This is a genomic window from Saccharospirillum impatiens DSM 12546 (genome assembly GCF_000423605.1).
In the GTDB taxonomy this organism is placed as follows: domain Bacteria; phylum Pseudomonadota; class Gammaproteobacteria; order Pseudomonadales; family Natronospirillaceae; genus Saccharospirillum; species Saccharospirillum impatiens.
Map to the genome: position 1 here is coordinate 1 of NZ_AUIH01000049.1, position 22,517 is coordinate 22,517.

The following is a 22,517-nucleotide window of genomic DNA, read 5'->3' on the forward strand; positions in this document are numbered from 1 at the left end:
TGAGCACGATGTGCCAGGGTCTATCGGCATCACTCGGGTTGCCGGGATTCGGCGAAAGAGCGCTCAGATCAATGAACGACGGTTCAGGCTTCGTTTCTGGACCGGGTTCGGAAGTCTCCAGGCGCTGACGCCATTTGTAAAAACTGGCTGGACTGACTGAATGCTCGGAACAGAACGTTGGGACGGACAAGCCGGATTGTTGTTGCTGTTCGATCAGGGATTGCCATTGTGATCGGGTTCTACGCTTGGCCATGATTGCCTCGGACGTCGATGAATGAGGCTTGAGATTATCGCGCGGGAAGGCTCAGTAGAATGACTCCCTAAAATGAACGCTTACGTTCATTGTAGGTATAGCGGGTTACTTTCCAGCGTTGAAAGCACTCGTAATAACGCTTAGTGCCGCTCGATCGGTAACGGCGGACAGGGTTTCCATTCGCCTGCTTTACATCCTTCATTAATAGGAAATCGTAGAGCGCCCCTTTATTGTTGCCATTGGCGTCATAGTGGTTCATCCAGGTGTGGTAGCGACGTTCACTGCTACTAATAATTTCCCAGGTTCCGGAATTGCTTTCGTAGTTATGGTTCCATTTGCCGTAGCGCTCACAGTCGCCGTAGTCAATGGGTTCTCCGTCAAAGCGCCGGAGCCAGACTGGTCGGTGGTAAAGCAACGTTTCTCGTTTAGCTTTGTTTTCTATGTAGTCACACTCTGTATAGGCGAGATCGTACTCTGTGTCTCGTGTTGCGACTAACTGTCGATTCAAATAGATAAAATTAGTAGAGGTGTCGTCAGGCCGCTCTTCGTACATCAGCCGACCGCCACTACCGTGTATCGTATACCTTTGCAACTTTCCATCGACGTTTACACGTACTTTCTGGTTGTCGCTGTCGTATTCATAGCGGTAGGTACTGCCGTCGGGTTCGCTGAATTCTGCCAGTAGTTTGTCGCTCGTATAGCTATAGTCTGACTGGCCAAATGCAGTGACTCGGCCGTCGGGCGTGTATCCTAGCAAGTGGGTCTGGCCATCGATGACTACCGATGCAAGTCGATTTGTCTGGCTGTTATAGTGATAAGTCACTGTTTCGCCATAAGAGTTGCGATTTAGTAGATCTCCGGAAGGAGAGTACTGGAAGCTCTCCAATATTGAGCCTGTTTTACTTCCAGCACGTACACGCTTGAGTTGGTACAGCTGGTCGTACTCAAAGAAACGGGAGTTATTGCTATTGTTTCCATCAGTAATAGCATTCAGATAGCCTGATTCAGTATACCGGTATGATTTATTCCAGTAATTACCCCGGTCGATAGCTACCGTTTCAAGGAGCCCTGTAGTCTGATTCTGATTGTAGGTAACACTGCGGCCATTATTGTAGTCTAGGGAATGCAGTGACCCGTTCGGATAGTACTGAACACTATTTACGTAAGGCCCTGTTTGTGTGGGGCGTCCCAGTGCATTCGGGAGGTAACCGACTACTTCGCCATCCGGGTAAGTGGTGCTGGCAAGGAAACCTTTCGAATCGTATGCATAGAGGAACTCCCAATCTAGGTAGCCCTGTGATTCAATGTCGTTGCCGTACCTAACACTTCCTCTGTTTCTATCTTGTAGGCTCCTACCACTTACTGTCCTGCCGGTATGACTGCTATAGATTGGATACGAGTTGATAACAGAGGGTGGTGTGATATTCGTTTTGTGCACCAAATACTCCCGAACTAGGTTGCCATCCAGATCAAAATCTCTCTCCCAGGTATAGGCATCTTTAGTACTTGTCTCAGTTCGGTTTATGTCATCATAGGTGTAACTAATATTTGTAGCGGAGTCTGTATACTCTTTTTGTACTAATCTGCCTAGTCCGTCATAGTGATATTCAATTGGGCTGTCGCTATTGCGCTTTTCCCAGACGACTTGTCCGTTATCGTTATATCGGTATTGGATCAAGCCTGTTTCTGGTGTGAATACGGAATCCAGAAAGCCAGTACTGGTATTGTAATTGTAATAATGATGCTTGCCTCCCACACTTACAGCTTCGAGCCAACCATTGTTCAAGTAGCTTAGGCTTAGCGTTAGCGCTGGCGAGGGGTTGCTGTTTCCCTGAGGGTGGTGTCTTTCGATGAGCTTTTCGCTGCCAAAACCGCCAAAAGGGCGATAGCGCTCTACTGTTTTAACACCGGCACCGTCTAGCATTTCTGTTTCGAACGGATTGTTAAACTGAAACTCAATTCGATTGCTATCCACAGGGTTGACTGATGTACGGCGACCAACGGGATCCTGATAGTATCGTGTGAACTGGTCATTCGAGGGGGTAACGCTTGCTTCCAGGGCCAGGGATTCTGCTTTAAGGGTACCGTCGTCGTAGTACTCTATATGCTTTTTGTAGTGATAGGCATCCCCGGTTGCAGAACCGGTTCCCTCAACTTCGACGGTATAGGGTAATCCCATACCATTGAAGCGAGTTGTCTTTAGTAGTCCGCCATTTTCTTCAACCAGCACCATCCCTCCATTAGCAGGGAAGGTGTAATGGTAGCGAATAGGCTCCCGACCAGGTTCGGCTGGCTGGTACTGAATAAGTTTACCGAACGGGTCGAACGTAGAGTACGTGGTTCTGTTGCCGTAGAGTGTTTCACTCTTGATAAAGCCGTTTTCCACTGTCCTTGATAGTATATACCCTTCCGGGCCTGTTACGGTCTTTGGGATGCCGAAGTCATAGTTTGCGTAGTTGTATGTGTGCCCTTCAGCGTCTTGGTGGGTGCTTTGCTCGCCAAAGTTACCGTAAAGATAGGTCTCTTCTATTCCGTTGGTATTGATTTTTATCGGATTTCCATGGCTGTCATAGGTGTAGGCCGTGAAGTACGGAAGATCTGCCGTTTCGGTTCTTGCTATCAACCCTGTTCGATGAACATCGAAATCATAAGCCCACTTCGTTTGTTGAGTGATTTCAGGGAAAAGCTCGCCTCCGGACTGGTTCGGGTAGCGGTAGGAAACGGTTTCTGGATTATTAAATTGATCAAAGTCACTATGTGTAACTTCAATAGTGCCTACCCATCTGAAGGTCCCTGCATCTGTAGCATTTGACCAGCGCCTAGTGGTCTTGCTCGTTAGTCTTGGTGTGATTGCATACCGATTGAAGTTCTGTGCATTAGCAGTGTCAACAGCTAACTCTTTGCTAGGCTCATATTCGTAGATTGCTTCTTGATACTTCCCGGTCTGGTTCTCGTTATAGATTGTTTCATTCAGCAGGTTACCCAGTTTCCAGTGCAGGGGGCGACTGTTCTGGTCATGGTAGTAAACGTATTCTCTAACGTGGTCTCCATGCTCTGCAGTTACTGTCAAAGACTTTTTGCCATGGTCATAGTCGTACTCGTAGTTGATAGAGTAAGTTCCATGGTGTGGGATGCGATACGTTTTCTTTGTAAGCCGGAGTGTTGGAGTGTAGTTTCCAAGTTTAACGGAGGTATATTCGAAATCCACGCAAGTCTTTAACGGGTTGCACAACTCAGTAACATTGTTTCTCTGGCGAATTGTCCAATAAGAATCTTCTATGTACCTGATTTTATAGCCATTTCCAAAATCTTCAAACGATGCAATGTTTCCATTAATGCCATCAATCGATATTCCATTTCTGCTGAAAGACAGGGTTTGGAACCGAGTTTCGATAGTTAAGTCAAGCGTGGACTCGTAGGTAAGCCGAGCATAGTTGTCGTTTGCGTCCTTAATCAGGAGAGGGAAGCCTTGCCCTTTGACTGGCGTGTTTAGAATTCGATCATCATAATAGAATCTGAGACCACTTGGTGAAGTTAGTTGGACCGGATAGGTCGTATCATCGGTGTCACATGTAAGGAGCCAGTTGTTCTTAGACAGAAAACTATGCGGTGCGCTCTCATATCTGTTGTGTTTAGTAAATTGGACGTTCTCACCATTTAAGCCTCTGAATATTGGCTTCTTGTCATCATCTACTATGGATGTACATAGCTGATGGTCTGCTTGGGCCCCACTTAACTGCCCTAGGTTGTAAGTCCTGTACATCGGTCTGCTTAAGGAGCCAAGTTGGCCAATCTCAACTTTTCTAGAAATTGGGAGGTAGCTATTTTGGCCGAGTAACAGTTGGTAATCTGTATGGGTCCAAAAAACTTGGCCAGAGTAGTGGTCAACGGTGTCGATTCCATATCCGGTCGACAATTGCCGGCCAAAGGTGTCGTCAGTAGTTGTCCAATCACTAAATACAGGCATGGCAAATGTTGCAAGCCATAGTAAATGCGCAATTTTAGGCATGATATGTCCTTTGAAGATCGAGTCCATTTTAGAAATATATGGGGAGATTGCAGTTGATCGGGGAAATTAACAGAAAAATAAATTCTCACAGAACTATATTTTTAGAATTAGTGATTTTTGTGATGGGTATCTCAAAGAGAGCTTCTAGGTGCCATAAGCTGTCCCCGGCCGGGGTATTGGCAGATTGGTTGCTATTCGAATGTTAGAGTTTGCTTATTTCTGAGCAGCGGGTGCCGGTATTGCCTCTGCTGGGGAGTCCGCAACATGGACTTAAACGCCGGGAGCGTTTTAGCATGAGCGCAGAGAGCCCGAAGGGTGAATCCCATGGATGGGATTCATATATCATGCGGTCTAGGCCCGAGACGTCGGACCGCCATGGACGGGTTGAGTGGGCGGCACTCCGCCCGACCCCGCAGAGGGACTACCGGTAGCCGATGCGGGCTCATGGCAATGGAGTCTATTTAACCTCCGAAGCTAGAGTCTCCAGGTGGTCTGCAATGGCGGCTGCAATTTTGTATTTACCTTCTACGGGTGTGACGCCTGTTTTAGTGACCATTAGAGCGCGTTGCTCTTTGCCTTTGGTGTCTTCACCGCGTGTGGCTACTACCAGGGTGGCGTGGTTCAAGCGTTTGGAGGCTACGTCAATGAGTTCTTCTTCGGTGACCTGTTCCAGGTATTTAAACGCCACGCACTGCATCTTCGGGTCGGCTTCACAGGCCATGTCGATGACCTTTTCGGTGGGCACGAGATCCAGTGGCAGGTTGGCCTGGCCTGAGGTTATCTTGCCGTTCACCGCTTCGGCTGGCCGATAGTCGGCCACGCCAGCTGAGAAAACGCCGGCAAACAAACCCGAGTTTGCGCGGTCGACGACTGTGTCGCGGTACTCATCGAATGTGCGGGCAATGGTCAACGGCAGGGTGGTTTTCGGACGCCAGGCACCGTCGCCCAAGACCAACTCGGCATCAGCACCGCGCCAGATGAGCTCTTCGGCAATGGCGGCGCCCAGTCGGCCGCGAAACCGGTTAACGATTCGGCGTACGCCGTCGATGGGTACCGGGGTTGGTCCGGCGGTCACCATGATGCGTTTGTCGCGCAATGGAGACTCGCTGAGAACCCGGCCAACACTGGTGCACAACACATCGGTATCGGGCAGGTTGTGTTTGCCGTAGCCATCGCGCGGGGCGATAAAGTGCACGCCCAGGTCGTGGAGTTTGCGAGCATTGCCGACAAGTACGCTGTTGTGCAGGGTGCCATGCATGGTTGGAGCGATCAGAATTTTAGTGCGGCCCTGTTCCATACGACCCAGTGCTGACGCCAATGCCGACGTGATGACGGTATCGGCAATGCCATTCGCCATTTTGGCAATGGTGTTGTGCGTGGCCGGCGCCACCAGATAAGCATCGAAGGGAGCGTTGTCGGACAGGTGTTCTGCTTCCCAGGTCAGAGTACTGACCACGGGTGTGCAGGTGGCCCATTCAAGGGCTTCGCGGGCGACATAACGCAGCGCATCGTCGGAGGCGAAGGCCACCACATCGGCACCGTGGCGGCGGAGGCCACGAGCGATTTGCGGGGTCTTCATGGCGGCAATACCGCCGGTTACAAGCAACGCGATTCGTTTGCCGCGCAGCCGGTCGGAGACGACCGGCACGTCGTGGTCGCCCATGTCACTGGGCGTGGGTGCCTGAAATTGCCAGTCGAATAAATCAGCGGCACTGGGTGTTCGACTCATGCCACCAGCTCCTCGCGACGGGCGGTTTCAACTGGTTGAAATTGTTGCTGGGCCTGGTTGACCAACGGCATGTACACAGACTGAATTCGATCCAGAGCGGTGTTTAATGCTTCAAAGTGGGCCATCGAGAAACGGCTTTTCTTGCTCATTTCTTCTTCAAGGTGGGGCAGGACTTCCTCGTCGCTCAGGAACGGATCCGTTTGATTCATCAGTGCGGAAGGGCTGTAGGGAAAGCCTTCGGCGAAGGTGACGGGCACGAGTTGAGCAAATTCCGGGTTGGCTTCAACAAAGGCATCGCAGACGTCGTCGTTAAAGGTGGCATCGGCGGAATGCCAGCGGCCGTTGATTTTCATCGCCGCGTAATAATGTTTGAACGAGGAACGCATCAGCAAACGCCAGCTTGGCGGCATGATAATGCCCAGCACGCTCAGTTCCAGGGGCGCTTCAATATAGCCCGCTTCAATGTTGCTGGCTCGGCACAGGGCCACTTGCAGGTTGGCCTTGGTGGTGCACATACCGACGCCTTTGGCCAGAGTGGTTGAGGCGGTTTCCTGCCAGGTACCGAAACGGTAGGGGATGGCTTGTACAAAATAGAAAATGTTGCGTGCGGTGTCGGCCTGGGTGTTGCCTTTGAGTTGGCGCGCACACTTTTGAATGGCCGGGTGCTGGTAATCACACAATGTCGTTTTGTCGGGCAATTGAGCATCGGGCACGGGTGCTACCGATTTGCAGGCGGCATCGCTGGCAAGCATGGCCAATGTCATGGCGCGGCGCAATGACATGGCGCCTGGTGCCTGCCAGGCGTCACTGGCCAGGTCGAGGTGCCATACCAAAACGGTGTCGCCCAAAGCAGTCAGCGGTCCCTGACTGTCTGATTGCGCAGCCATAAAATGGTTGCCGGGGCCATGCCAGGATGTGGCGTGGCCGAGCCTACCTTGCAATACCGCGAACAAACGGTACGGCGAAGGATTCACCAGCGGCGCATCGGTGTCGAGCTTGGTGACGCTGCCCAGCCGGAAAATGGCATCGGCTTTGTCGTCGAGGTAAAACCCGAGGGTGGTATCTCGAAACAGGGCTTCGTATTGATTGCTGAGAGTGAGTGCAGTGTTCATGTCGGTTACTCCAGTACGCTTTGAGTCAGGGTCGGAGTGTGCGGTTCATTGAACATCACTCCAGCAGTCAGTCATTTGACGTGGCATTTATGGTGCCGTGCTGGCGCACTATGCGAACGCTGTGCCAAGCCTTCTTTATGCTTTAAACACAGTGACTTAGAAGCTATTCGGAAAATGTGAACGACAAGTTTTTGTTGTTGATCGGAGGAATTGTCAGAAAAATGGCGGCTTTTACGACTCGTATTATGACCGGGTTTATTCCGTTAGGTAACGCAGGGCAATGCGAGCGGCGGCGGTTCGGTTATCGACACCCAGCTTATGGAAGATGGTTTCCAGATGCTTGTTAACGGTACGTGGACTCATTGAGAGAATTTGCGCGGCGTCACGATTGGACTTGCCGTTGGCTACCCAAAACAGGACATCGGATTCACGCTCAGTAAGACTCAGGTTGTCTTTCAATTGCGCTGGACCAAGCGCACGTTCTTCGTCGACCAGTTTGAGCAGTGTTTCCTGGTGAGTGTGTTGCGCAATAAGACGGATGCTTAACGGGTGCTCCAGGCCGGCCAGGTTAAGTTGATGTCCCGGGTCTGGCTGATGGCTCAGCCAGCGTTGTAATTGCGGAGCGAGTTCATTGAGCTGCCAGCTCTCTACCGCACGAGCGCGTGCCAGCAAGGCATGGGTTTGCGGCGTGGCCCATTGAATGGCGCCTTCCTTGTTGACGGTGAACAGGGTCTGGCCGGTGCTGTCGAGGGCGGTCTGTGCACTGGAGGTGAGGCGAGCATTGTTTAAATGCACGCGCATGCGGGCCAGCAGTTCGCCGGGTTGAATGGGTTTAGTCAGGTAATCGACACCGCCGCATTCAAGACCCCGAACAACGTCGGCCGTATCGCTCAGACCGGTCATGAACAGGACGGGAATGGTGGCAAGGTTAGGGTCGGCTTTTAACGCCAGACAGGTGTCGAACCCGTCCAGAACCGGCATTACGGCATCCAGCAAAATGATGTCGGGCCGGATGCGTCGCGCAATGGTGAGTGCTTGCTTGCCTTCGAGGGCGACCAGCACATCCATACCCTCAGCTTCGAGCGCGTCGTTGATCATGCTCAGCGCATCGGGAGAGTCGTCCACCACCAACACCACATCGGGCGTATCGGGTCGTTGAGTGTGGGTCGGTGCTGAAGTGGCGTTCATGGTGTGTCGAGCTCCAGACAATGCACCAGCGTTTCAAACTGGAGTTTGCGCGTGAGGTGTTCAAGGTAGGTCAGGGTGTCGTCCTGAATCAGATCTGATTCTCTCAGAAGTTGCAGGGTGGCACGCACGCCTTTGGTATACCCGATTTCAGCAAAGGCTTTCAATTCGCGCACAGTCGGGTGGTCGGGTATGACCATGGGGTTTGGCCGTTGCGGGTTCAGCGCTATCTTTTGACTGGCCTGCACCGGTTGAGTGTCTGCCGGTTCCTGCAACTGATAGGTCCAGTTGAGCGCAAGGTGATGCGCCAGTTTGTTGAGCAAGTTCTGGTTGGTAACGGGTTTAACCAGATAGTCGTTGTAGGCAGGCGGATTTTCTCCGGTGCTCTGATACTCTTTGGCGTCGGCCGAGAGCATGACAATGGGCGCAGTTATGTCCCGGTCCCGTAGCGTTTGTGCCAGTTCCAGACCGTTCATGCCAGGCATCGAAATATCCAGCAGGAACAGGTCGGGAGACACCTGGTTGAGCATGTTGAGGCAGGCGTTGGCATCCTGCGCTTCCAGAGTCGTGAACCCCAGGGGAATCAACAGATCGGACAGCAAGCCCCGCAACACGGGGTCATCATCCACCAGCATTAGTGTGCGCTGACGCCCTTCGTAACCGGCAATGCGTCGTGGCCGGGAGGCGTCGGCATCCGACAACGTGACCCAGGGCAGCATCAGGTTCACGGTAAACCGGCTGCCGTGGCCAAGCTTTGATTCAACCCCCAACTGGCCACCCATGATTTCTGTCAGCAGTTTGACAATGGTTAACCCCAGCCCGGTGCCGGGCAAATTGGGTGCTTCTGCTGTGCGTACTCGCTCAAACGGGGCGAAGATGCGCTCCAGGTCAGCTTCGGGAATGCCTGATCCGGTGTCGCTGATCACAAACTCAGCGACCTGATTTCGATAATGAATGTCGAGCATGACACTGCCTGCCTGGGTGTACTTGATCGCATTGGCGAGCAGGTTGATCAGAATCTGGCGCAGCCGTTTTTCATCGGTAATGACAGTCTTTGGCAACGGGTCGTGTAACCGGTAATTAAAGTCGATGCCTTTATCGCGTGCCTGCATGGCAAACATGTGCGCCAGTTGTTCAATCAGTTCGGGCAGGGCAACCCGGTTGCGATACAGGTCGAGCCGTCCGGCTTCGATCTTTGAAACATCGAGCAGGCCCTCGATCAGGTCGGTCAGGTATTGACCGCTGCGGCCAATGATGGCCAGGCCATCCTGATGGCGGTCGGGTGTGTCGGGCCGGTCGGCCAATAATTGCGCGTACCCCAGAATCGATTGCAGGGGGGTACGAAGTTCATGGCTGAGCCCGGTGAGGTAGCGGCTTTTTGCCGCATTGGCCCGTTCAGCAAGTTCCTTGGCGTGTTGCAAGGCCTGGTCGGTTGCCTGGTGGGCGTCGATTTCGCGCATCAGTTTCTGCGTTTGCCGGTTGGATTCGCGCTGCGCAACCAGCCGACTTTCATGAGCCAGCAAAAACAGCCAGGCGATGACTCCGGAAATAATAAACAGCGTGAAAAACAACGACCATAACGCCTGCTGCAGCAGAGCGGTTTCAGCCAGCGTTTCAGGTTCCATCTGCCGGTAGATCAAAGCGAGCAGGGCTGACAGCAGCACGGTGATGGTCATTAACAGCGCGGTGAATCGACCCAGTCGGGAGTTCACCCAGCGCACGGCGCGAACCGGTAACACCAGACGCAGGCTGTCGATCATTTGTTGCGATAACCGGGCCTGGGGTTTGCAATGATCCAGGCAGCGTACGTCGAGTGAGCAGCACAGAGAGCAGATAGGTAGGTCATAGGCGGAACAAAAACTCATGTCTTCCTGTTCGAACGGATTTTCACAAACACCGCAGGTGAGCAGGGCAACCGGCTGATCGGCACTGGTCGGTTGCAACAGGGGAATCAGCTCCGGCGACTGGCGTGCCAGGTAGTATTTGCCCCGGGTCAGCCAGGCGATTGTAGGAACCGCGATAAAGCAGCTACTGAGGCTGATAAAGTGCGCCAGATTGGCCGCCACGTCACCAAAGGCACCCAGGTAGCTGACCATACCGATAACCGTGGCCAGGCACATGGAGCCAACGCCGACCGGGTTGATGTCATAGAGGTGAGCCCGTTTGAATTCCACATAAGAAGGGCTCAGGCCGAGGGGTTTGTTGATCAGCAAATCAGCCGACAACGACCCCAGCCAACTGACCGCGACGATGGCAAAAATACTCAGTATCGCCTCCAGCGACTGGTAAATGCCAAGCTCCATCAGAATCAGGGCGATGGTGACGTTAAACACCAGCCAGACAACCCGGCCGGGGTGGCTATGAGTCAACCGGGAGAAAAAGTTCGACCAGGCAATGGAGCCGGCATAGGCGTTGGTCACGTTGATCTTCATTTGTGAAATGATGACCATGACGGCCGCCAGAATCAGCGCGATGGCCGGGGTGTTGGTCAGGTACAGAAACACCGTCTGGTACATGTGAGTCGGGTCGGCTGCGACCTCGGCCGGAATGCCCGCGGTGATGGCGAGGTACGCCAGAAAGGAGCCAAGCAGCATTTTGATCAACCCGAACAGCACCCAGCCGGGCCCGGCCAGAATCAGCCAAAACCACCAGCGCCGGGCATTCTCCGGTGTTTTGGTGGGCAGGAATCTGAGGTAGTCGACCTGTTCGCCGATTTGCGCAACCAGCGCGAAGAATACCGATGCCGCTGCCCCGAACAACAGCCAACTGAACTGATCGCTACCCGGGGCTGAAACCGGGGCGTACTGAGTCCAGTCGGGAATCGACTGGTAGTCGTGAACGACGACAACGATCAGTGCAGAGCATTGCAATAGTAGCCAAAGTGATTGGGTTCCCACCTGGAATTTGCTGATGGCCTTGATGCCGTGGGTCACGATGGGGATCACCGCGACAGAACAGAGGAAGTACCCGATGGCGAGGGGGATGCCCAACAACGCTTTTAATGCCGAGGCAAGAATGGCCGCCTCAATGGCAAAAAATATAAAGGTAAAAGAGGCGTAGATCAGCGAGGTCAGCGTTGACCCCAGGTATCCGAAGCCTGCACCCCGGGTCAGTAAATCGATATCCAGGCCGTGCTTGGCTGAGTAATAGGTAATCGGAAAACCGGTGATGAAAAACAGAATACAGACCACGACCATGGCCGTTACGGTGTTAATGAATCCATAATTCAGAGTCACTGCTGCAGCAATGCCTTCCAGTGCCAGAAAAGCGGTCGCCCCGAGTGCGGTATTGCCCACCCGCTGAATGCTCATGGTACGACCGGCCCGGGCAGTGAAGCGCAACGCGTAGTCTTCCAGAGTCTGGTTGGCGACCCATTTATTGTAGTGTCGGCGGACCTTGAATATTTTTTGAGAGGCAGCCATGCCCGCGGACTCGCTGTTAATGATCAGTTTTGGTGCGAGCGCCGCATTGCAGTGCGTAAACGCTGCAAAAAGCGCTGTGATCGGTTGCTGAGAGCCCCATTTTAGGGCCGCATACAATGGGTGTAGCAGGAAGCGTGCCTTAAAAATGACCGGCGTGCCGATGCGTTTCTGGTGCACTACGCTATAGCTCTTAGAGTCCGCAGCAGTATAAAGTCCAAAAAAGACACGGTGCCTTTTTCAGCTACCTGATAGTGGCGCTATTGATATTTTAGGAGAGCACGATGATAGAAAGAACGGTGACGGCACTGTATGTCGATGATCTGGCGCGTTCAAAAGCCTTTTACTGTAATTTTATCGGACTGCAGCCGGCTTTCGAAGCGGACTGGATCATCCAACTGTCGGACCCTGATAACCCGGTGGTTGAACTGATGTTGCAGCCCAGGATGCATGAACTGATCCCTGAAGCCTATCGCAAGCCCCCGCAAGGCAGCAGTCTTGTTTTTGTAGTGCCTGATTGCGACGCGTATTACCGTAAAGCTCAGTCGATGGGGTTGCCTATAATCAGTGAACCCAAAAACGAAGCTTACGGTCAGCGTCGGTTTTTAACGGTGGATCCGGATGGTGTGTTGATTGACGTGAGTTCAAACAGCGAACCCTCAGCAGAATTTATGGCCCGGTATTTCGGTTAATGTTTGTGTATTTTACCGCGCAGGTACTGTTGAATGCTTAGTAGAATTCAGCCCGTCGATCCATTCGCCCAGCCCGGGATTGAACCACAACTGTGAGGACTGCTTGTGTTCGGCAAGTCGACAATTAATGTGCTAGTGGTAGTCGTTTTACTGTATGCGGGGCTGTGGCTCTGCATCACCCTTCTTCCATTGTCTTTGAGTTTTCCGCTCGACATCATTTTTGCGATACCCCTGCTTCTGACCTACGCCCTTTCTGAGTTGGGTGTCCCGGGTCTCCTTGCTCAGTCTGGCGGTTGTGGATGGGGTTGGTGCTCTGCGACGGTTTTGGGGTGGGTAGTGGGGGCAATCGGCACTTTGTTTATAGTCTGGATGATCGCCTGGGGAATCGCATCGGGAATTGGGAGGTTGCGCAGGCTTGGGTAGCCGGCGTCGTTAACGAGCCTCTGAACCACTTTCTCAGGGCTCTGAGCGGGCTAAAACGCAGAGGCACAAGCGCGCGAGCTGTCCCTTAAGGTGACCCGGAACCAGCTGGAATCTACTCTTCCAACAACACGATCCGGTCGGCTGCCTGGCCGATTTTCCCCTGCTTGAGCAAGCGGCCGATGGCTTTCTTGAAGTTCCCCTTACTGACCTGAAAGGCTGCATAGATGGCTTCCGGGCTAGAGCGGTCCGACAGCAGTAATACGCCCTTGTTGGCCGCCAGTTCCTTCAGGATTCGGTCGGCGATATCAACCCGGGCTTCGTGCCCCTGCAATTGCAGCATCAGGTCGATCTTGTGGTCGTCGCGAACCGTTTTCACGAACCCTTTTATCCGCTGACCAATGCTCAGCGGTTGCAGCACATCTTCATTAAACACCATGCCCAGATATTTCTGGTCGACAACGGCCCGGTAGCCAAGATCGGTGCGTCCGGCAATGAGCAGATCGACCGGGTCGTTGACGCGGTAGGCATCGGTCTCTTCTGCCAGGAAGTTGCTGAGTTTCGCACTGGCGGTAATACGCCGGGTCAGGTTATCGACAAACAGATAAACGACGTGTTTCTGACCGGCTTCCATCGGTTTGCGCTGTTCACCGAACGGTACCAGTACATCTTTAGGCAAGCCCCAGTCGAGAAAAGCACCAAAGGGTGTGAGCTCTTTGACTTCAAGCAATGCGCACTGACCCACTTCGGCTTTTGGTGTGATGCGCGTGGCAATCAGCCGGTCTTCCGAGTCGAGGTAGATAAAGGCGTTGATGAAGTCGCCTTCGTGAATCGGATCCGGACATTGTTTTTTGGGCAACAGAATTGAGCCGAGGTTCTCGCCGTCGAGAAAGGCGCCGAAGTCGGTCAGAGAAACAACTTCCATGGAGTTGAAAGTGCCAATAAGAGCCATAGTGGGAGGTGTCCTGGTGAAAAACGAGTTGGGGGCAGAATGCGGACGCTGCTGCGGGCACTGTACAAGGCAATTCAGGAAACATCCAGAGATCTTCCCGATGTCTGTTATTCGGTTCCTTGCGCGCTTTTTCCAGGTTGACGGCGACTGGGTACCCACCAAACCAGCAGGGCGGCCGACAGCAGCATCGACACGGCAACGAACACAAAGGGAATGGTCATGCTTTGCGACCATTGGGCGAGAATGCCCATCAGCAGAGCGCCAAAGGCGTAGCCGGAGTCCCGCCAGAAACGATAGATACCCACCAGCGATGCCCGATACTGAGGCGGTGAAAAGTCACCGACCGCCGCTCCCAGGTTCGGATACAGCATGGCCATGCCAATACCGGCCAGCGCTGCTTCCACGCTCCACAGGAGGACAGTCGAGGTAAAAGGTATGGCGAGTACGGCAACCCCTGAAAACACCATGCCCCAGACAATGAGACCCTTGCGACCGATGCGGTCGGACAGCGGGCCGGTAATCAGTTGCAACCCGCCCCAGGTGAGGCCATAGATGGCTATGATCGAACCGGCCTGGACCAGTGTCAGCCCTTGTTGCAGGAAAAACACGGGCAGGAATATCCAGATCAGGGCATCGGTGAATTTTTCCACCAAACCGGCCTGGTTCAGTGCCACCAGGGGTTTGCTCTGCAGGCTCGCAAATTTGAACAATTGGGCCAGCGACTGTTCGGGTTCATCGGACGGAGGCTGATTCGGATCCTGATGCAGTTTTGCCCAGGGAAGCGTCTCTACAACGGTGAACATCGCCAGTAGCAAACCGGCCAAAATAACCGTCAAACTGAAGACCAGCAAACCCAGCCGGGCACCCAAGGCCTCAACGACAACAGCGGTTGCCACACCGGCAATGCCAACGGCTGCGTAACCGGAAAATTCATTGATTCCGTTGATCAGCCCTTTTTGAGAGGTTTTAGCCAGGTCCAGCTTGCTGTTCAAGGCCATCGACCAGGCCAATCCCTGGTTGAAGCCCAGCAGCACGGTCGCCACGATGATCCAGCTCCAGTTGGGCGACCAGTACAGTAAGAACGGGATGGGTAGCGCAACGACCCAACCAGCGATCAGCACCCGCTTGCGGCCAAAGTGCTCGCTCCATTTGCCGGCAAAGAGATTCATCACGGCTTTGACGGCACCGAATACAACCACAAAGGATGTCAGCAGAAAAAACGACTGGGCGTTTAGTCCGAATTCCGTCTCGGCCAACCCGGGAATCACCACCCGGGTCATACCGATGGTCAGGCCGACCAGAAAGATCTGTACAAGCTGGAGGCTGATTTGCTGCCAGTTTGCCCGGATTCCCGATTCGATCGTTTTGGATTGCATAGGCCCCCGGCAATTAATATGGCACAGAGGCTTCGGGGTCAGGGGCTGAACCGGAAGCCTTTGTGCCTGTGCTAACCTCCTAGAAAACAAGCATACCGACTAACCCGCTAACCGCTCATATTCATGCGCACCGAAGAAGTTGCGCTGCCCCTGAATCAGGTTGGCCGGCAGGCGGGCACTGGTGACGCCGTCGTAATAGGCCAGGGCGTTCGACAAAGCCGGTACCGGCACGCCGCCTTCGATGGCGCGCACCAGTAAGCGCCGCAGTGCCGCTTCGCAGCCTTTGAGCTCTTCAACGAAAAAGTCGCTGAGCATCAGGTTGTCGAGCTCTGGTTCAGCCTGGAAGACGGACTGAATCGGGTCGAGCGCTTTGGCGCGGATGATGCAGCCTGCCTTCCACACCTGGGCGATGTTCGCCATGTTCAGCTTCCAGCCGTAGTCGCGTGCGGCTTGCGAAAGCAGCGTGAAGCCCTGGGCGTAGGCAAGTAGCTTGGCCGCGTAGAGGGCGGCTTCGGCATCGGCCTCAAAGCCTTTGTAGCTGGTAAGTGAGGTTTGCTTCTGGTACTTGCTGCTCACGGCCTGGCGCTCTTCCCAGCGAGAAGACAGCGCTCGTGCATAAACTGCCTCCGTCACGATAGAACCCGGTACGCCAAGCTCCAGCGCCTGGATAGCGGTCCACTTGCCGGTACCTTTCTGGCCGGCCTTGTCCCAGATGTTGTCGACCCAGTCGGAGCCGTCATCGTCTTTGATGCGCAGTACATCTGATGTTATCTCAACCAGGTAGGATTCGAGTCGGCCCTGGTTCCAGGTGTCGAACAATGAAGCGATCGCTTCGTTGTTCCGGTCGCTGGCGCGCAGCAGGTCGTATATCTCGGCGATCATCTGCATGTCGCCGTATTCAATGCCGTTGTGCACCATTTTCACGAAGTGACCGGAACCCCCATCACCCATCCATTCGCAACAGGGTTCGCCCGCATCGGTTTTGGCACTGATGCCCTGAAGAATCGGCTTTAGTGCAGGCCAGGCAGATTCGTCACCGCCGGGCATCATGGAGGGCCCGAAGCGGGCGCCGTCCTGACCGCCGGAAATGCCACAGCCGACAAAGTGAATGCCCTGAGGCGTGAGATCGTTACTGCGCCGCTGCGAATCGGTAAACAGGGAGTTGCCGCCGTCGATCAGAATGTCGCCGTCATCGAGGAGGGGTTTGAGGTCATTGATAACGGCATCGACCGGGTCACCGGCTTTGACCATCAGGATGATTTTGCGAGGTTTGGCCAGCGCTTGAACGAACTGTTCCAGTGAATGGCTGCCAACCAGATTGGGGTGCTTGGCTTCGCCGACGAAGTCGTCGGTAACCTTGGTGGTTCGGTTGTAAACGGCTACTGTGTTGTCGTTGTCCAGCAGGTTCAGTACCAGGTTCTGGCCCATTACAGCCAGGCCAATCAGGCCGATATCGCAATCACCCTTCATCAAGTCACTCCTTGGTTCAGGCAGAGGTCTCCGCCGTGTGTCAGTAGGCTATGGAGATAGGGGCGATTCCCGATAATGCAATTGTGACTCAGGTTTCTCAGTTCGCTGATATAGACAAGCGCCGGCTGCCGGGTGAGTACCTGTGGGGTAGTCCGCAGCATGGACGCTGCGGCCTAGGCTCCATGGACGGATTTACGCCGACCCCACAGGTACTCACCCGGCAGCCGGCGCGGACCAATGCCACCCAGCCGGCCCGAACTTCGAAACTAGTATTGCTAGAACAGTTGTGTCTGCTCTGCCAGCAGCAGCCAGGCAGGCATGACCACAAAGGCCATCAGGGTTTGCAGTGTGATGATATTGGCCATCAGGTTGGCATTGCCGCCCATCTGGCGGGCCAGGATGAAAGCCGAGCTGGCGGTGGGCAGGCAACCCAGTATCAGTAAAACGGAGACGCCCAGCGGTTCAACGCCAAACAGGGTTGCCAGCACAACCATTAGCATCGGCAACGCGGTAAATTTGAGCAAGCTGGTCAGTAACACCGGTTTCAGGTCGGCGCTGAGCGTTCTCAGGTTCAATGCCGCGCCGACAGCCAGCAGGCCGAGTGGCAGAGCGGTCGAGCCCAGCAGACGGGCGGTGTCGGCCGTCCAGCCGGGCAGGCCGATGCCAGACAGGTTGAGCGCTACGCCGGCCAGGCAGCCCAGAATCAGGGGGTTGCTGAACAAGGCCCGAAAAATACCTTTGGCTGAGATGTGTGAGCCGGTGCCCGTGACCGCGAAAGTGAGCACACAGAGAACGTTGACGAAGGGGATCATCACCGCCATGGCCATGGCCGCAATGACCAGCCCCGGTTCACCATAGAGGGCGCTGACCACGGCCAGGCCAATGTAGGTATTGAACCGCACGGCGCCCTGATAGACCGACGTCAGATCCGGGCCGTTGTCGGCCAGCCAGCGCTGGCTTAGGAAGAAGATCAGGCTGACCAGCAGCAATGCGGCGCAGATGGTAATGGCCAGTTGGCCAAACGCCAGCAGGTCAAAATCGGCCAGAGCCAGGCGGTGCACCAGCAGGGCGGGAAACAGCACGGTGTACGTTAGCCGTTCGATGCCCGGCCAGGTGGCTGCAGGCGGCAGGTCCCAGCGGCGCAGGGCAACGCCCAGCAGAATCAGCAAAAAGACGGGCCCGAGCGCATTGGCAATCATTCGGTTTTCCAGTCGATAAAGGGAGCATTTAACGCCCGGGAGCACCCGGCTGTAAAGGGACAACAAAGCACTGTTCGAGCGGACTGAATCTGGATACACTGTATTAAAGCCGGGTAAAAATAAAAGGGAATCGTATGAAAGTCATTGCGTTTAATGGCAGTTTGAAAGTGGCCGAGGGCGAACCGGGGCAGGCACTGCCTGCTATTCGGGCGTTTATGGAAGAAGAGCCGGAAGCGCCGTTGCTGGTGTTGAACCACCAGACGTCTTCAATGCTGGAAATAGACTGGAGCCAGCCAGATGAGTTGATCGAGCGCAGTCTGGCCTATCAGGCGGGCGAGGCACCGGTTCAGCAGCGCCAGGGCCGGGGGCGACCCAAGTTGGGTGTCCAGTCGCGTGAGGTGTCGTTGTTGCCGCGTCACTGGGAATGGCTGAATCGCCAGCAGGGTGGTGCGTCGGCCGCACTGCGGCGCATGGTTGAGGCTGCGCGCAAATCACCGGTGGTGCAGCTTGAGGAGTCGTCGCTGGCGGTGGACCGGTTCATGCAAACGCTGGCGGGTGATTTACCACGTTACGAGGAAGCGCTGCGGCAGTTCTACCGGCACCAGTACGGGGCCATGTTCACGGAAATGGCCGACTGGCCTGAAGATGTGCAGCGTCACATCAGGGCTCTGGTTGGCGAGGTACAGCACTGGCGCGAGGCGAATGAGCCGGATCGCCGGCACTGACCGACCCGGATCGATCAGTCAGTGTGAAGGTGTTGCACAACTTATTTTGATGGTTGCTGTCCGGCATGCGGGACTATGCTTGCTGCCATAAACAGGAGGAACCAACCATGTCCACCGCAACCAAACAGCGGGCACCCGCGGTCTTTATTCCACATGGCGGCGGCCCGATGCCGCTGTTGAACGAACCCAGCCAGCAGGCGATCGCCGACTTCCTGCGGACATTGCCACAACACTATGAGCGCCCAAAAGCGATACTGGTGATCAGCGCACACTGGGAGGCGCCGCGCCCAACCTTGCTGGGTGCCGAACACCCGCCACTATTGTTTGATTACTATGGCTTTCCACCCGAGACCTACGACTACCAATACCCGGCGACCAACCCCGGCGAACTTCGTACCCGGGTTAAGGCGTGCCTTGAAGAAGCCGGGCTGCCGCTCGATTCTGACGGCAGCCGAGGCTATGATCACGGCGTATTTGTCCCCCTGATTCTGATGCACCCTGAGGCGGATATCCCGGTGCTGCAGTTGTCGCTGATCGACAGTCTGGATCCCCAGGCGCACATCGCGCTGGGTAAAGCGTTGTCAGTCTTGCGCGACGATGGCGTGATGATTCTCGGCTCCGGATTTTCTTTTCATAACATGAGTGTTATGCGCAATGGCAACGAACAGGCGCGGGCGATCAACCGGGAGTTTCACGACTGGTTGGCCGACACCCTGACCAATCCCGACCTGACACCGGAGCAGCGTATCGGAAAAATGGTCGACTGGGATCAGGCTCCGGGGGCTCGTTTCAGTCACCCCCGGGAAGAGCATTTGCTGCCATTGCCGGTGTGCCTGGGCGCCGCTGGCGGGCAGGTGGGTGAGATCTTGTTTGATGATACGGTGCTGGGTTACCGGACGTTCTGTGTCATCTGGCGAGACTGAGCAGAGGTTTGCACCCGACCTCACAGTGGAAACAGCCTCACCGATACAGTCGCCAGTGAACCGGGTGTTCCATCACCCGGTTGTGTTGCCTGAGCGGTATCAGGTCGCTTTTTTCAAAACGATGCGACGGTAGGTTTTGTATCGCTCAAACACCGCCTGGCTGCGATGACCACTCAGGTATTTGAACTTCAGCTTGGCCAGTTTTTTGCGGAATAACCACTTAACCGACTTCAGAATCAACCCATGGCGTTCGCCCAGATAATGGTCGAGCGTGCCCATGGCCGGCCCGATTCGCTCACGCAGTAGCAGGTCAAGTAAGTGTATGTTGGGGCTGGTGTTGGCTGTGATATCGCTGTTCTCCAGTACTACCCAGTCAGACGCTTCCAGGTCTTTAATAAACTTGGAATAGGGGTGACCACCGCCAAAACTCCTGTCACCGGGCTGGCCATCGCCGGTATTGTCAGTCTTGAAAAAATCACAGATCACCACCTGACCACCTGGCTTGAGCAGGGTGTTGGCGGCGGCCAATGCGGCCTGGTAAGGAATGTATTGAAAACTTTCACTGAACAGGACGGTGTCATACTGGCCAGTCAGCGTTTCAACCGGTACATCCTGCAGGGTACAGCCCCAGACGGTGCTGTTTAGCGAACCGGCGGCGACTTTCTCTCGAACCCGGGCTTCCAGATGCGGGGCCGGAATCACCCCATCGACCTGATGCCCTCGCTCGCTCAGCGCGACCAGGACCTGTCCGGTTCCACAGCCGACATCGATAATTCGCTGTGGGCCGGTGACCCCGGCTTCAATGGTCTCGATAATCTGCTCGGTATAGCGCAATTGCGCCTGCTTCATATAAAGCACGGAGATTTCGGGAACGGTCTCGTCCCAGAATCCGTAGTGCAAGTCTTCCATTCCCGTCAGTTGCTGGCCAAAAACCAGTCCAAATTCCTTAGAGTCCATGGCGTTGCCGTTTGTTATTAGAGTCGGGTCACCTTATCACGGTCTTTATGGGCGGTGAATCCGTCTCAGGTCCTATTAATGCGCGTTATAGCATTGCAACAGGCACATGGCACCTGATACGGACTCCTGGGCACACAATTAGCCCCGGGGTCTGAAACTTGGCTTTCAATAGGTCAAAAAAGTACAGAAACTTTCTGTTCAAGTATTGGTGAGTTGTGCGCCTTACTCGTTTAATGGTGTTGTCCGTAACGGGATTCCCGAAATCGCAGACATACAAAAACAACGATAGGTGAATGACAATGAACTCTTCAAAAACGTCCTGGCTGCGCCTGAGCGCGCTTGCCATCGGTGTCTCATGCACCACCGCCGCCCTGGCAGAGACTATTACCATTGGTACCGTTAACAACGGTGACATGATTCGTATGCAAGCCCTGTCTTCCGAATTTGAAGCCGCCAACCCGGGCATCGAACTGGATTGGGTGATCCTTGAAGAAAACGTCTTGCGTCAGCGTTTAACGACTGATATCGCCGCCAACAGTGGCCAGTTCGATGTCATGACCATTGGCATGTATGAAACCCCCATCTGGGGTGCCAACGGCTGGCTCGAACCTATGGACAGTCTGCCTGCAAGTTATGACGAGGCTGACCTGTTCCCATCGGTTAAAGCCGGTCTGTCTTCCGACGGTCAGCTGTTCGCCCTGCCGTTTTACGGCGAAAGTTCCATGACGTATTACCGCACTGATTTGTTCGCAGACGCGGGCCTGACTATGCCGGCAGCCCCAACCTGGGACCAGGTGCGTGAATTTGCCGTGGCCCTGCACGACCCCTCCAACGAGCAGTATGGCATCTGCCTGCGTGGTAAAGCCGGCTGGGGTGAAAACATGGCGCTGGTCACCACTATGGTCAATGCATTCGGTGGCAGCTGGTTCGACATGGATTGGAACGGCCAGCTCGAAACCGAAGAGTGGAAAAACGCGGTTAATTTCTACGTCGACCTGCTCGGCAACTATGGCCCTCCGGGTGCCAGCAGCAACGGTTTCAACGAAAACCTGGCGCTGTTTAACACCGGCAAATGCGGCATGTGGATCGACGCAACGGTTGCTGGCAGCTTCGTGACTGACGACAGTCAGTCAGACGTAGCCGATTCGGTGGGCTTTGCTGCAGCACCAAGCCAGGTTACCGAAAAAGGCAGTGGTTGGTTGTGGGCCTGGGCACTGGCAATTCCCGTCAGCTCTGACTCTAAAGACGCGGCACAGAAGTTCGTAACCTGGGCGACCTCGAAAGAGTACTCAGCGTTGGTTGCCGAGCGTCACGGCATTGCGGCCATCCCTCCGGGTACCCGTGTCTCTACTTATGAAAACCAGGAATATCTGGACGCTGCGGATTTCGCCAGCATGACGTTGACGCAAATGCGCAAAGCCAATCCGGATGATTCTACGCTTGAACCTTCCCCGTATACCGGTGTGCAATTTGTGGCCATTCCGGGCTTCAGTGGTTTTGCGACCACAGTTGGTCAGCAGATCTCCGGTGCCCTGGCGGGTAGTTCAACGGTTGATCGCGCTCTGGCGAATGCCAACACGGTCGTTAATCGTGAGATGCGCCGCGCCGGATATCAGGACTGATCAAGCATGATGTGACTCAAGTTTTGGCATTCGTTGAACGACAATTGAGAGGTGTCTCCGGTAGCCGACGCGGACCAATGCCACCCAGCGAACCCAAATCTTGAGTGAAAAGTGCCGCCCCCAGGCGGCCAGGCTTTAATGTGGACGTACCTAGCCCGGATATTTCACCAAACAGCCTAAAGTAGCACTGCATAGAATTTGTTGAATGTTTTCGAGCAGCTCCACAGCTACAGGTCGATTTTGACCCGGATTCCCGATTTTCAGGCACACTTCCCCTTACCCCGTTGTTTAAAGTGTGCCGGGTCAGCACTGGTTATGGCTATGTCGAGTTCAGGTTGTTCAGTGCGGTTTCAAACAGTCCTTGATATGGGTAATGACTGGGCAGCAGGAAGCGAATTCGGCGCGTATTGTGTATGACGATGGCCGCCACCTTACACAGCTTTAGCCGGATCGTGTTCACTTGCGCGTTAGCCA

General features: G+C 54.5%; 16 protein-coding genes. 4 read left to right on the plus strand and 12 right to left on the minus strand.

Going from position 1 to position 22,517, the window contains the following annotated elements; all coding sequences use genetic code 11:
* The 6 genes from tnpA to G565_RS0117505 all read right to left on the minus strand — a co-directional run.
* The coding region (gene tnpA / locus G565_RS26475; RefSeq protein WP_084649444.1) for an IS66 family insertion sequence element accessory protein TnpA at nucleotides 1-253 on the minus strand (253 nt) is incomplete at its 3' end.
* Nucleotides 254-320: 67 nt separating this feature from the next.
* On the minus strand, nucleotides 321-4,262 hold the full coding sequence (locus G565_RS0117485) for an RHS repeat domain-containing protein (RefSeq protein ID WP_028672030.1): 3,942 nt from the start codon (nucleotides 4,260-4,262) through the stop codon (nucleotides 321-323).
* A gap of 457 nt (nucleotides 4,263-4,719) precedes the next feature.
* Nucleotides 4,720-5,991, minus strand: coding sequence for a phosphopantothenoylcysteine decarboxylase domain-containing protein (locus tag G565_RS0117490; RefSeq protein WP_028672031.1), 1,272 nt, complete (start codon nucleotides 5,989-5,991; stop codon nucleotides 4,720-4,722).
* A complete protein-coding gene (locus tag G565_RS0117495) occupies nucleotides 5,988-7,103 on the minus strand; it encodes a transglutaminase-like domain-containing protein (RefSeq protein ID WP_028672032.1) in 1,116 nt (371 codons plus the stop codon). Before G565_RS0117495 ends, G565_RS0117490 begins: the two co-directional genes overlap by 4 nt.
* 255 nt (nucleotides 7,104-7,358) lie before the next feature.
* The gene (locus G565_RS0117500) at nucleotides 7,359-8,291 is read right to left on the minus strand and encodes a response regulator transcription factor (protein WP_051208200.1); all 933 of its coding nucleotides are present in this window, start codon (nucleotides 8,289-8,291) and stop codon (nucleotides 7,359-7,361) included.
* The gene (locus tag G565_RS0117505) at nucleotides 8,288-11,710 is read right to left on the minus strand and encodes a hybrid sensor histidine kinase/response regulator (protein WP_028672034.1); all 3,423 of its coding nucleotides are present in this window, start codon (nucleotides 11,708-11,710) and stop codon (nucleotides 8,288-8,290) included. The genes G565_RS0117500 and G565_RS0117505 overlap by 4 nt, the downstream gene beginning before the upstream one ends.
* Nucleotides 11,711-11,991: 281 nt before the next feature.
* On the opposite strand from G565_RS0117505, the gene G565_RS0117510 reads away from it, so the two are divergent.
* A complete protein-coding gene (locus G565_RS0117510) occupies nucleotides 11,992-12,399 on the plus strand; it encodes a VOC family protein (protein WP_037340087.1) in 408 nt (135 codons plus the stop codon).
* Nucleotides 12,400-12,934: 535 nt separating this feature from the next.
* Here G565_RS0117510 and G565_RS0117520 read toward each other — a convergent pair.
* The 4 genes from G565_RS0117520 to G565_RS0117535 form a co-directional block, all read right to left on the minus strand.
* The gene (locus G565_RS0117520) at nucleotides 12,935-13,771 is read right to left on the minus strand and encodes a CvfB family protein (RefSeq protein ID WP_028672036.1); all 837 of its coding nucleotides are present in this window, start codon (nucleotides 13,769-13,771) and stop codon (nucleotides 12,935-12,937) included.
* 107 nt (nucleotides 13,772-13,878) lie between these two features.
* Nucleotides 13,879-15,147, minus strand: a complete 1,269-nt coding sequence (locus G565_RS0117525; protein ID WP_028672037.1) for an MFS transporter — start codon at nucleotides 15,145-15,147, stop codon at nucleotides 13,879-13,881.
* Between the two features lie 99 nt (nucleotides 15,148-15,246).
* On the minus strand, nucleotides 15,247-16,617 hold the full coding sequence (gene gnd / locus G565_RS24745) for a decarboxylating NADP(+)-dependent phosphogluconate dehydrogenase (protein ID WP_051208204.1): 1,371 nt from the start codon (nucleotides 16,615-16,617) through the stop codon (nucleotides 15,247-15,249).
* A gap of 275 nt (nucleotides 16,618-16,892) precedes the next feature.
* Nucleotides 16,893-17,816, minus strand: a complete 924-nt coding sequence (locus tag G565_RS0117535; protein WP_037340089.1) for an AEC family transporter — start codon at nucleotides 17,814-17,816, stop codon at nucleotides 16,893-16,895.
* Between the two features lie 134 nt (nucleotides 17,817-17,950).
* Between G565_RS0117535 and G565_RS24750 the strand changes: the two genes are divergently transcribed.
* Both G565_RS24750 and G565_RS0117545 read left to right on the plus strand, forming a co-directional pair.
* Complete coding sequence (locus tag G565_RS24750; protein ID WP_051208207.1) at nucleotides 17,951-18,541, plus strand: DUF2239 family protein; 591 nt, start codon at nucleotides 17,951-17,953, stop codon at nucleotides 18,539-18,541.
* A 107-nt stretch (nucleotides 18,542-18,648) separates the two neighbouring features.
* Nucleotides 18,649-19,464, plus strand: a complete 816-nt coding sequence (locus G565_RS0117545; RefSeq protein WP_028672039.1) for a DODA-type extradiol aromatic ring-opening family dioxygenase — start codon at nucleotides 18,649-18,651, stop codon at nucleotides 19,462-19,464.
* A 99-nt stretch (nucleotides 19,465-19,563) separates the two neighbouring features.
* Here G565_RS0117545 and G565_RS0117550 read toward each other — a convergent pair whose 3' ends face one another.
* Nucleotides 19,564-20,421 (minus strand): class I SAM-dependent methyltransferase, encoded by an 858-nt coding sequence (locus tag G565_RS0117550; protein WP_028672040.1) that lies wholly within the window; start codon nucleotides 20,419-20,421, stop codon nucleotides 19,564-19,566.
* A gap of 299 nt (nucleotides 20,422-20,720) precedes the next feature.
* Between G565_RS0117550 and G565_RS0117555 the strand changes: the two genes are divergently transcribed.
* Nucleotides 20,721-22,043 (plus strand): ABC transporter substrate-binding protein, encoded by a 1,323-nt coding sequence (locus G565_RS0117555; protein WP_037340091.1) that lies wholly within the window; start codon nucleotides 20,721-20,723, stop codon nucleotides 22,041-22,043.
* Nucleotides 22,044-22,362: 319 nt separating this feature from the next.
* Here G565_RS0117555 and G565_RS26480 read toward each other — a convergent pair whose 3' ends face one another.
* Complete coding sequence (locus G565_RS26480) at nucleotides 22,363-22,503, minus strand: transposase (protein ID WP_084649445.1); 141 nt, start codon at nucleotides 22,501-22,503, stop codon at nucleotides 22,363-22,365.
* Nucleotides 22,504-22,517 lie beyond the last annotated feature (14 nt).